We start from the raw sequence: 10,311 nt of genomic DNA, 5'->3' as shown, positions 1-10,311 counted from the left end.
ACGTCGTCACGCTGGAGCCGTGCGCCCACCACGGCCGCACCCCGCCGTGCACCCGGGCGTTGCTGGACGCGGGCGTGGCGCGGGTCGTGCACGCCGGCGCGGACCCGAACCCGAAGGCCGCCGGGGGCGCGGACGTGCTGCGCGCGGCGGGCGTGGACGTCGCGTCCGGCGTGCTCGCCCGGGACGTCGAACGGGGCCCGCTGCGCGCCTGGCTGCACTTCGCCCGCACCGGCCGCCCCCACGTCACGTGGAAGTACGCGTCCAGCCTCGACGGCCGGGTCGCCGCCGCCGACGGCACGAGCCGCTGGATCAGCTCGCCGGAGTCCCGCGCCGAGGTGCACGAGCTGCGCGCGAAGGTCGACGCCGTGCTGGTCGGCACGGGCACGGTGCTGGCCGACGACCCGGCGCTTACCGCGCGCAGAACGGGTCGGAGGCAGGATGGGACGCGCCGGCCGCTGCGGGTCGTCGTCGGGAAGAGCGACCTGCCGGCGGGCGCCCGGGTCCTGGACGACGAGGCGGAGACCATGCACCTGCGCACGCGCGACCCGGACGTCGTGCTCGGCGCGCTCGCCGCGCGGGGCGTGGTGGACGTGCTGCTGGAGGGCGGGCCTACCCTGGCGGGTGCGTTCGCGGCGGCGGGCCGCGTCGACCAGGTGATCGCCTACCTCGCCCCGAAGTTCCTGGGCGGCGGTCCGCCCGCACTGCGGGACGCCGGGGTGTCGACCGTCACCGGCGCTGTGGCATTGGTCGTGGAGCAGGTCAGTATGTGCGGACCGGACGTGCGGGTCTCCGCAGCGGTGCCACCCGGCGCCGAACGCTAGCCGCACGCTAGAGGAGGAACGGTGTTCACCGGGATCGTCGAGGAGTTGGGTGAGGTCGTCGCCGTCGCCGACCTGCCGGACGCGGCCCGCGTCACCATCGCGGGCCCGTTGGTGACCAGCGACGCGAAGCACGGCGATTCGATATCGGTCAACGGTGTGTGCCTCACCGTGGTGGACGTCGCCGGCGGCGCGTTCACGGCCGACGTGATGCGCGAGACGCTGCTGCGCAGCAGCCTGGCCAAGGTGGCCGCGGGGGACAAGGTCAACCTGGAGCGCGCCGCCGCCGTCGGCCAGCGCCTGGGCGGGCACATCGTGCAGGGCCACGTGGACGGCACCGGCGTGGTGCTGGCGCGGGACAAGGCCGAGCACTGGGAGGTGGTCCACATCGGACTGCCGTCGGGCCTGGCCCGGTACGTGGTGGAGAAGGGCTCGATCACCGTCGACGGGGTGTCGCTGACCGTGGTGTCGGTCTCCGACGGCGAGGACGGGCAGACCGCCCGGTTCACCGTGAGCCTCATCCCGACCACGCTGGAGCTGACCACGCTCGGCCGGCGCGGGCCGGGCGACCACGTCAACCTGGAGGTGGACGTGCTCGCGAAGTACGTCGAGCGGCTCGCGGCGCCCCACCTGCGGAACGCGCGCGACGCCGAGGAGGCCCGGTGAACGACTTCGCCGACATCGAGCGGGCCGTCGCGGACATCGCCGCGGGCAGGCCCGTCGTCGTCGTGGACGACGAGGACCGCGAGAACGAGGGCGACCTCATCTTCGCGGCGGAGAAGGCCACGCCGGAGCTGCTGGCGTTCATGGTCCGCTACACGTCCGGGTACGTGTGCGTGGCGTTGACCGAGAGCGACTGCGACCGGCTCGACCTGCCGCCGATGTACCACACGAACCAGGACGAGCGCGGCACCGCGTACACCGTCACCGTGGACGCCCGGGAGGGCGTGACCACCGGCATCTCGGCGGCGGACCGGGCGCACACGATCCGGCTGCTGGCCGACCGCGACGCCACCGCGAAGCACTTCAACCGGCCCGGCCACGTGGTGCCGCTGCGCGCCCGCGACGGCGGCGTGCTGCGGCGCGCCGGCCACACCGAGGCCGCCGTGGACCTGGCCCTGCTGGCCGGGCTCGCGCCCGCGGGCGTGCTCTGCGAGATCGTGTCGCAGAAGGACGAGGGCGACATGGCGCGCCGGGACGAGCTGGAGGTGTTCGCCGCCGACCACGACCTGGCGGTCATCACCATCGCCGACCTGATCGCCTACCGGCGCCGCGTCGAGACGCAGGTGGAACGGGTCGCCGAGGCGCGCATCCCGACCGCGCACGGCACGTTCACCGCGGTGGGCTTCGACAGCAAGCTGGACGGCATCGAGCACATCGCGATGGTGTACGGCGACCTGGGCGACGGCGAGGACGTGCTGGTCCGCGTGCACTCCGAGTGTCTCACCGGCGACGTGTTCGGCTCGCTGCGCTGCGACTGCGGCCCGCAGCTGGACGCGGCGCTGGAGGCGGTGGCGGCGCAGGGCCGCGGTGTCGTGCTCTACATGCGCGGGCACGAGGGCCGCGGCATCGGCCTCATGCACAAGCTGCAGGCCTACCAGCTGCAGGACGGCGGCGCGGACACGGTGGACGCCAACCTGGGCCTCGGCCTGCCCGCGGACGCCCGCGACTACGGCACCGGCGCGCAGATCCTGTGCGCGCTCGGCATCAAGTCCATGCGGCTGCTGACGAACAACCCGGCCAAGCGGGTCGGGCTGGAGGGCTACGGGCTCACCGTGCTGGACCGGGTGCCGCTGCCGATCTCGCCCAACCCCGAGAACCTGCGGTACCTGCGCACCAAGCGCGACCGGATGGGCCACGAGCTGCACCAGCTGGAGCAGTACGAGGCGCTGGCCCAGGGCGGCGCGGTGGTGTCCACCACGGAGGGAGCGGAATGAGCGGCGAAGGGCGACCGGAGGACGCCGTCCCCGACGCGGCCGGGCTGACGTTGGCCGTCGTGGCCACGCGCTGGCACACGAAGATCACCGACAACCTGGTCGCGCGGGCGCTGGCCGCGGCGGAGAAGGCCGGCGTCACGTCGCCGACGGTGGTGCGCGTCGCGGGCGCGGTGGAGCTGCCGGTGGTCGTGCAGCGGCTCGCCCGCACGCACGACGCCGTGGTCGCGCTCGGCGTGGTGATCCGGGGCGGGACGCCGCACTTCGAGTACGTGTGCGACGCCGTCACGGCGGGCTTGACCCGGGTGGCGCTGGACGAGTCGACCCCGGTCGGCAACGGCGTGCTCACCACGAACGACGAGGACCAGGCGCTCGCCCGCGCCGGGTTCCCGGACTCGGTGGAGGACAAGGGCTTCGAGGCGTGCGTGGCGGCGTTGGACACGGCTCTCGTGCTGCGCGGGCTGCGGGCGGACGCGTGAGGACCGCCGTGGCCGCCGACGTCGTCGAGTTCCGCCCGAAGAGGATCCGGCTGGTCGCCGGGCTCAGCGCGGTGTTCCTGGTCGCCGTGTTCACCGCGGTCGGGCTGCTGCTGGGGGACACGCCGACCGGCGTGATCTTCCGGACCTCCGACCAGGTCGCGATGATCTGCCTCGGGGTGCTGCTGGCGTGCGGCATGCTGCTGCTCGCCCGGCCGCGGGTCCGCGCGGACGCCGAGGGCGTCGAGGTGCGCAACGTGGTGACCGCGCACCGGTTCGCGTGGCGGGACGTGCTGCACGTGTCGTTCCCGGACGGCGCGTCGTGGGCCCGGCTGGAGCTGCCCGACGACGAGTACGTGTCGATCATGGCGGTGCAGGCGGTGGACCGCGACCACGCGGTGGCCGCCGTGCGGGCGCTGCGCGAGCTGCACCGCGCCGCCACCGGCTGACCCGCCCGCCGGGGTTCTCCTACCCGGCGGGACGCGTCGGCGTAACCCCTGATCGTCGTGGTGCCGTTGGGGGACCGGTGTCCCCCGACGGCACCCTTGCCCTTGGTCCGACCCCTGCCTAGGTTCGGGTGATCCACGACCTTGGGAGTCCGCACATGCGCAGACGTTCACTCCTGACCGGCGCCGCGGCGGTCGCGGGCGCGGTGACGCTCGGCCTGAACCCGGCGGCCCGCGCCCAGCGTCCCGGCGCGTCCGACGTGCCCGACCTGGCGCTCGGCGACTACCCCGTGGTGGGCCGGGTCCGCGCCGACCGGGCGATGGAGCACCTGCGCGTGCTCAGCGAGCGGATCGGGCAGCGCATCGGTGGCACCGAGTCCGAGCACCGGGCCCGCGACTACCTCGCGTCCGTGCTGCGCGACCTGCGCTACCAGGTGACGCTCCAGCCGTTCACCGTGCCGGACAAGTACCTGTCCACGCTCACCGTCGGGTCCGACATGTGGCACGCCGGCGCGTCGCGGTTCGGCGCGCTCGGCGCGACCGCCACGGGCCAGGTCGTCGACCTCGACACCGGCGCGTCGCTGCCCGCGGACCTGACCGGCAAGGTGGCGCTGCTGGTCAACGTGCCCGCCGGGTCGACGGCCGTGCTGGACGCGGCGCGGCTGGGCGCGGCGGCCGTCCTGGTCGGCCGGGTGTCGGTCCCGCCCGCGGGCAAGACGAGCGCGTTCTCCCCGACGTTGACCGCGAACGTGGCCGTGCCGGTGCTGGGCGTCGCGCAGGTGCACGTGGAGCGGCTGCGGGCGGCGGGCGCCGTCACGGTGACCGTTACCACCACCCACCTCGCGGGCCTGACCTCGTACAACGTGATCGCCGACCGGCCCGCGACGTTCCCCGGCCGCGACCACGGCGTGGTCATGGTGACCGCCCACTACGACAGCGTGCCCGGCTCGCCCGGCGCGAACGACGACGGCAGCGGCACCGTCCTGACCCTCGAACTGGCCCGCGTGCTGCGGCACCTGCCGACGCACAAGGCGCTGCGGTTCGCGCTGTGGGGCTCGGAGGAGCAGGGCCTGCTCGGCTCCCGCTACTACGTGAACCAGCTGGCCGACGCGGAGGCCGCGCGCATCGCGGGCGTGTTCCAGAACGACATGGTCGCCACCAGCCACGGCCCGGCGACCGCGTACTGGCTGCTGTCGGTGGACGGCGGCGACAACGCCACCACCGCCCAGGTCGCCGCGGCCGCCGCCCGGCTCGGCTACGGCTCGCAGGTGCACGGCCCCGTGCCGCGCGGCAGCAGCGACCACGTGCCGTTCCACGAGCGCAAGATCGCCGCCGCGAACTTCAGCTGGCGCGGCGAGGGCGGCCCCCACCAGCTGGAACCGCTCTACCACACGCCCGAGGACACGATCGTCCAGAACGTCAGCCCCGACCGCCTGCAGATCTCGATGGAACTCATCGGCGCCGCCGCCTACCGCCTGGCCTGCACACGCGGCTGAACGACGGGACGCCATGACGACGTACGAGGACCTGACGCCTTACGCGTACTCGCCCGAGGTGACCGGGCCGGTGGTCAACGTCGGCTGGCTCGGTGAGGAGTCGCGGTTCGAGGTCGGCGACCCCGAACCCGGCTTCGCCGAGGCCCTGCTGGCGCTGGTCCGGTTCCACCACGTCCGCGTCACGCGCGGCTGGCAGCAGTGCCGGCTGTGCGGGCCGGGTGCCGCGTACCCGGTGTGCGAGCCGGACGGGGACGGCGAGGTCGTGCTGGGCGGCGCCGAGGTCGACGTCCCGGGCCCCGGCGTCGTCTACGCGGCGCCGAACCTGGTGTACCACTACGTCGTGCGGCACCACTACCGGCCGCCGGCGGGGTTCGTCCGGGCGGTGCTCGCGCGAGCCGAGGCCAGTGCCGGCGCCTGGGAGGAGACCAAGCGGGCCCTGTCCGTCGGCACGCCCCTGCGCGGCGAGATCCGCGGCTACCACGTGACGGGCCTGTGGTTCGACCTGCCCGACCGCCCGGACGTGGACGCCTTCATCCCGAACGACCTGTACGGGCCGGACGGGGTCGGCGAGAACCGCGAGCACGTCACGTTCCACGTGCCGGTCGACGCCGTGGTCGTGGGGCACTCCGACCGGGAACGCCGGGTCGTCCTGCGGGTCTAACGCGCGTCGCCGGCGGCCCGCAGCAGCCGGTCGGCCGTGGCCCGGAGGTGGTGCTTCAGCTCCTCCGGTCCTTCCACCTCGAAGTCGACGCCGATCATCGCGATCCACAGCCCGACCTCGTCCAACGCCGGTGCGCCGACGGTCAGCCTGGTCCGGTCGTCGTCGATCCGCTCCAGGTGCACCGACGTGGCCGAGGTGCGGGCCGCGATCACGTCGTGCGGCGCGTGCATGACCAGCCGGACCTCGTGCGGGTACGGCGCGACCGACAGCTGCCGCGACACGTACGACGCCAGGTCGTCCGCCGGTGGCTCGCGCGGGGTGAACCGGGCGCCGAGCGTCGGCTCCTCCTCGATCCGGTCGACCCGGAACGTGCGCCAGTCCGCCTTGTCCACGTCCCACGCCACCAGGTACCACCGCCGCCCGGTGTGGGCCAGGCCCAGCGGCTCGACGTGCCGCTTCGTTCCGCCGTCACGCCCCGCGTAGCCGAACCGCAGCCGCTGGTGGTCGCGGCACGCGCCGGCGATCGCGGTCAACGTGCCCGCGTCCACCTGCGTGCCGCGCGTCGTCGGCAACGCCACGGTGTGGGCCTGCAGCGCGTTCACCCGCCGCCGCAGCCGGGTCGGCAGCACCTGCTCCAGCTTGGCCAGGGCGCGCACGGACGTCTCCTCGATGCCCACCACGCTGCCGTTGGCCGCCGTCCGCAACCCGACGGCGACCGCCACGGCCTCGTCGTCGTCCAGCAGCAGCGGCGGCAGCTCGGCGCCCGCGCCCAGCTGGTAGCCGCCGGACACGCCCGGCGCGGCGTTCACCGGGTAGCCGAGGTTGCGCAGCTTGTCGACGTCGCGCCGCACGGTCCGCACGTCCACGCCGAGCCGCTGCGCGAGGTCCGCACCGGTCCAGTCGCGACGCACCTGCAACAACGACAGCAGCTTGAGCAGACGGGCCGATGTTTCCAGCATGACCGCAGTCTGCCGGCCATCGCGGACGAGAGCTGTCCGCGATGGCCGGCCGACCGCCTACCCCCGGCTCGCGCCCTCCGGCCACACCACGACGACCGGCACGCCCGACGCCCGCGCGGTCTCCACGACGTCCGCCGTGCCGCCGCGGCCGTCGGGCGGCTGACCGTCCCACACGGCGATCAGCAGCTCGACCGACGCGAGCATCCGCTCGTTCGCCATCACGTACGCGTGCCGGCCCGACAGCTCGTTCGGCAGCACGCTCACCACGTGGGCCTTCGCCAGCAGCTCGTCGTAGTCCGCCCGCTTCTCCGGCTTCAGCCGGTCCCGGTAGTCCATCGCGGGCAGCACCACCTCGACCCGGCCGCCCAGGTCCAGCACCACCCGCGCGAACAACTGGTCCGCGCCGGGCGCCAGGCAGGTCACCCCGACCAGGGATGACCCGCCCGCCGCCTCGGCCTCCAACGCCGCGCGGATGGCCTCGCGCACGGCGTCGACGCAATCGGGCGCCAGCTTGCTGTGCCCGGTGACTCCCACCCGCATCGCTAGGCCGTCCGCACCCCGCGGATCGCCTCACGGGTGTCGCGCACGACGGCCAGGTCGCGGTGCCGCTCGGCCTCCTTGGCGAAGTCCTGCAGCTTCCGCACCACCCGCCCGGACGCCAGGCCCGCCGCCGTCGGCAGCACCTCCTGGATCAACCCGCACGCCTCCTCGGGCTCGCCCGCCACCATCTTCGTGCGGGCCAGCCCGATGACGTCGAACGCCCGGTTGCGCACCCTGGCCGGGTCGCGCAGGCTCAGCGCCCGCCGGATGTGCGCCTCCGCCAGCGGCGCCTGCTTCGGGTCGTGCCCGGCCAGGTCCCGCATCCGGGCCCCGATGACACCCTCCAGCTCTGCCTCGTCGAACGTGTCCAGCCACCACGGGTCGGACTCCGACCGCCGCTGCGCGAAGCTGTCCTGCGCCTGCCCCACCGCCCGGTGGAACTCCCGCACCCGACCCATCTGGGCGTACGCCCAGGCCTCACGGGTCAGCAGGAGCGCCTGTAACGTCGGCGTGGCCGTGCGCCGGGTGCCGTACTGGCCGAGCTGGACCAGCTCCAACCCGTCCTCCGGCCGCCCGAGGTCGAACATCTGCCGGGCCATCGCCGCCAGGCACAGCGCGGCGAACGGGTCGTTGCGCCCCGCCTTCGCCATCCGCACGCCCAGCACGTAGTAGCGCTGCGCGGCGTCGTGCATGCCCGCGTCCCACGACATGCTGGCCGCCACCTTGGACAGCTCGGCCCCGATGAAGAAGGCCCGCTCCGTGGTCGGACCCGCCGGCGCGCGCGACAACCGCTCGGCCAGTTCCTCCAACTGCCCGAGCACCGCCTTGCGCGCCAGCCCGTACCCGCCTCGTCCACCCCACCCGCGCAGCCCGTCGGCGACGCGCTGCAGCGCCGCCAGCTCCTCCTCGCTGATCGCCGCGCTGGACGACCACCGGGACAGGGGCTTCAAGGGGTGGAGCCACCGCTGGAGCGGTTCGACCAGTGCGGGGCCCATCGCCACCGCGGCAGCTCCCGTGAGCGCCGCTCGTCTGCTGATCGCCAAGTCGTTCCTCGCCGTCTCCTCGACCGATCTGGCAATGCTCGACGCGTCCCACGCCGCGCCGAGCACATCGGGCGGGGCACCGCGATCGGGGCCCGCCTGGCTTGGGATTCCGACGCGGTCGAACCACAGCCGGTCGGCCGGCACGCCGAGCACCTGCGCGAAGTGGCGCAGGCGGTCGATCCGGTCGACCGGGTTCTCACCGGTCTCGTACCGCGAGAGCTGCGCCTGGGAGATCCCCAGCCAGGACGCCATCCGGTCTTGCGTGACGCGGCTGACGTGCTGGGGGTGGTGCCGGTAGGCGGCGAGGAGGGCACCCATGTTCCGGTCGGCGAACGCGGCGGCCATCGCCTCGTGGTCCCAGAAATCCGCGGGGACCTCGGGTGGTCCGTAGAGCTCCGTCCGAGCGTTGCGGCGACAACGCTGGCAGAGGCGGTCGGTGTTGTCGGCGGCTATCAACGCCCCGCAAGACGGGCATGCGCGCCTGGTACTGCCTGCTCTCCGAGCTTTGCGTTCCATGGCTCGCTCCCGTCACTGAGCGTGGTCACCAGTGTATAGAGATGTGATCAGGAGTCCATGCATTTCGTGCATAAGACGATGTGAGCCCCCAGGCGGAGCCCCCGTGACGCCGAGTGGTGGATGCGCGGAATCCGTCCGGTGCATGGTTCCCACCCGATACCGGTGTGGTGCGCGCCGCCGGTTCGGCACACCCTGCGTGGTGTGTTGCCTGCGCCGGGACGACCCCGCGGCCCCGGCACGCCGCCCGCTCCACCCGACCGGGGAGGGACCTCGCCGATGAGCATCACCGCTGCCACCACCGCAGACACCGGGCCACGCCAGGGGCCACGCGACCGCGCGCACCAACAGGCGCTCGGCGAGGCGATCGCGGGCTACCGGGTCCTCGGCTGGAAGGTGTCCGTCACGGAGCAGGGCGTGTTCCTGCCGCTCGGCCCGGCCACGACCGCCCTGGCCATGCCCGCCCGCATCGGCTCGCGCGTGCTGGCCGACCTGAAGGCCCGCATGCTCGCGGGCCCCGTCACCGTCATCCCCGGCCCGCGCGAGCACTGGATCTTCCTCGCCGAGCTCGTGGCGCTGCTGCCCACGCACCTCAAGGCGCCCCCCGAGGTCCAGTTCGTCCGCTCGCCGCAGCGCATCGCGCTGCCGCCCACCATGACCCGCTACGGGTCGCTGAGGTGGGCGAACCCGCCGTCGCACTCCCGGCACTGGTTCCCGCCGTTCACCGCCGTGCTGGCGCTGGCCCGGACGGCGGCCGCCAAGGACCGCTAGGCGAGAATGGGCGGGTGGACCGACGGACGCTGCTGTGCGGGCTGCTCGCCCTGACCGCCTGCGGGACGGGGGCGCCCGCGCGCGAGCCCGGTGTCGGCTCCGCCCGTCCGGGTGACCGCGTCGCCGCGCTCGCCGACGTGCCGGTGATGACCGGCGCGCTCGTCGACGTCGGCGGCGACGGCCAGTTGTTGCTGGTCCGGCCGTCCGAGGCCGAGGTGCGGGCGTTCCACCCGGCCTGCCCGCACCAGGGCACGGTGGTCAACCCGCCCGCCGCGGGGGTCATCACCTGCCCCACGCACCGCAGCGCGTTCGACCCGGCGTCGGGCGCCGTGCTGTCCGGACCGTCCCCGCGCGGCCTGGCCGAGGTGCCGGTGGCCGTCTCGGGCGCCGATGTGGTGCTTTCCTGAAGATTCGTCCCAATGGCTGGACGTGTTGAACCCCGCTTCACGTGGTGTCGTATTCGGTGTGACCGAACGAACACCCACCACCACGTAGCGGAGGAACCGTTTTGAGTTCCGTGGAGAAGACAGGGCTGTCCCGACGCTCGATGCTGTGCGGCGTGCTGGTCGCGCTGGCGGTGCCGGGCGGTCTGGCGGCGTGCAGCAGCGGCGGCGAGACCACGCCGGGCACCGGCACCGCGCCCGCGGGCGGCAG

The 10,311-nt window shown here is 74.0% G+C and carries 12 protein-coding genes; 9 read left to right on the top strand and 3 right to left on the bottom strand.

The window, feature by feature from the left end; genetic code table 11:
- From ribD to ACFQ3T_RS30330, 7 genes are all read left to right on the top strand, one after another.
- Window positions 1-821: bifunctional diaminohydroxyphosphoribosylaminopyrimidine deaminase/5-amino-6-(5-phosphoribosylamino)uracil reductase RibD (gene ribD, locus ACFQ3T_RS30360; protein WP_380728477.1), on the top strand; the 821-nt coding region annotated here is incomplete at its 5' end.
- Window positions 822-842: 21 nt separating this feature from the next.
- The gene (locus ACFQ3T_RS30355) at window positions 843-1,484 is read left to right on the top strand and encodes a riboflavin synthase (protein ID WP_380728476.1); all 642 of its coding nucleotides are present in this window, start codon (window positions 843-845) and stop codon (window positions 1,482-1,484) included.
- Window positions 1,481-2,755 (top strand): bifunctional 3,4-dihydroxy-2-butanone-4-phosphate synthase/GTP cyclohydrolase II, encoded by a 1,275-nt coding sequence (locus tag ACFQ3T_RS30350; protein WP_380728474.1) that lies wholly within the window; start codon window positions 1,481-1,483, stop codon window positions 2,753-2,755. Before ACFQ3T_RS30355 ends, ACFQ3T_RS30350 begins: the two co-directional genes overlap by 4 nt.
- Window positions 2,752-3,231 (top strand): 6,7-dimethyl-8-ribityllumazine synthase, encoded by a 480-nt coding sequence (ribH, locus tag ACFQ3T_RS30345; RefSeq protein WP_380728472.1) that lies wholly within the window; start codon window positions 2,752-2,754, stop codon window positions 3,229-3,231. The genes ACFQ3T_RS30350 and ribH overlap by 4 nt, the downstream gene beginning before the upstream one ends.
- Window positions 3,228-3,677, top strand: a complete 450-nt coding sequence (locus ACFQ3T_RS30340; protein ID WP_380728470.1) for a PH domain-containing protein — start codon at window positions 3,228-3,230, stop codon at window positions 3,675-3,677. Before ribH ends, ACFQ3T_RS30340 begins: the two co-directional genes overlap by 4 nt.
- A 155-nt stretch (window positions 3,678-3,832) precedes the next feature.
- Window positions 3,833-5,170, top strand: coding sequence for a M28 family peptidase (locus ACFQ3T_RS30335; RefSeq protein WP_380728468.1), 1,338 nt, complete (start codon window positions 3,833-3,835; stop codon window positions 5,168-5,170).
- 13 nt (window positions 5,171-5,183) lie between these two features.
- A complete protein-coding gene (locus ACFQ3T_RS30330) occupies window positions 5,184-5,831 on the top strand; it encodes a DUF7919 family protein (RefSeq protein WP_380728466.1) in 648 nt (215 codons plus the stop codon).
- Here ACFQ3T_RS30330 and ACFQ3T_RS30325 read toward each other — a convergent pair.
- Genes ACFQ3T_RS30325 through ACFQ3T_RS30315 form a run of 3 tightly spaced genes read right to left on the bottom strand, consistent with a single transcriptional unit; the run spans window position 5,828 to window position 8,718 of the window.
- Complete coding sequence (locus ACFQ3T_RS30325) at window positions 5,828-6,790, bottom strand: helix-turn-helix transcriptional regulator (protein ID WP_380728464.1); 963 nt, start codon at window positions 6,788-6,790, stop codon at window positions 5,828-5,830. The two genes, ACFQ3T_RS30330 and ACFQ3T_RS30325, sit on opposite strands and share 4 nt — an antisense overlap.
- 57 nt (window positions 6,791-6,847) lie before the next feature.
- A complete protein-coding gene (locus ACFQ3T_RS30320) occupies window positions 6,848-7,330 on the bottom strand; it encodes a hypothetical protein (protein ID WP_380728462.1) in 483 nt (160 codons plus the stop codon).
- 2 nt (window positions 7,331-7,332) lie between these two features.
- Entirely contained in the window at window positions 7,333-8,718 is a 1,386-nt protein-coding gene (locus tag ACFQ3T_RS30315) for a helix-turn-helix domain-containing protein (protein ID WP_380728460.1), read from the bottom strand.
- A 447-nt stretch (window positions 8,719-9,165) separates the two neighbouring features.
- Between ACFQ3T_RS30315 and ACFQ3T_RS30310 the strand changes: the two genes are divergently transcribed.
- Both ACFQ3T_RS30310 and ACFQ3T_RS30305 read left to right on the top strand, forming a co-directional pair.
- The gene (locus ACFQ3T_RS30310; RefSeq protein WP_380728458.1) at window positions 9,166-9,657 is read left to right on the top strand and encodes a hypothetical protein; all 492 of its coding nucleotides are present in this window, start codon (window positions 9,166-9,168) and stop codon (window positions 9,655-9,657) included.
- A gap of 14 nt (window positions 9,658-9,671) precedes the next feature.
- Window positions 9,672-10,064 (top strand): Rieske (2Fe-2S) protein, encoded by a 393-nt coding sequence (locus tag ACFQ3T_RS30305; protein ID WP_380728456.1) that lies wholly within the window; start codon window positions 9,672-9,674, stop codon window positions 10,062-10,064.
- Window positions 10,065-10,311: the final 247 nt, after the last annotated feature.

Source organism: Saccharothrix hoggarensis, assembly GCF_042678885.1.
Classification (GTDB): domain Bacteria; phylum Actinomycetota; class Actinomycetes; order Mycobacteriales; family Pseudonocardiaceae; genus Actinosynnema; species Actinosynnema hoggarensis.
Note: the sequence above shows the minus strand (reverse complement) of the source record. Positions and strands in the feature narration are given on the sequence as shown.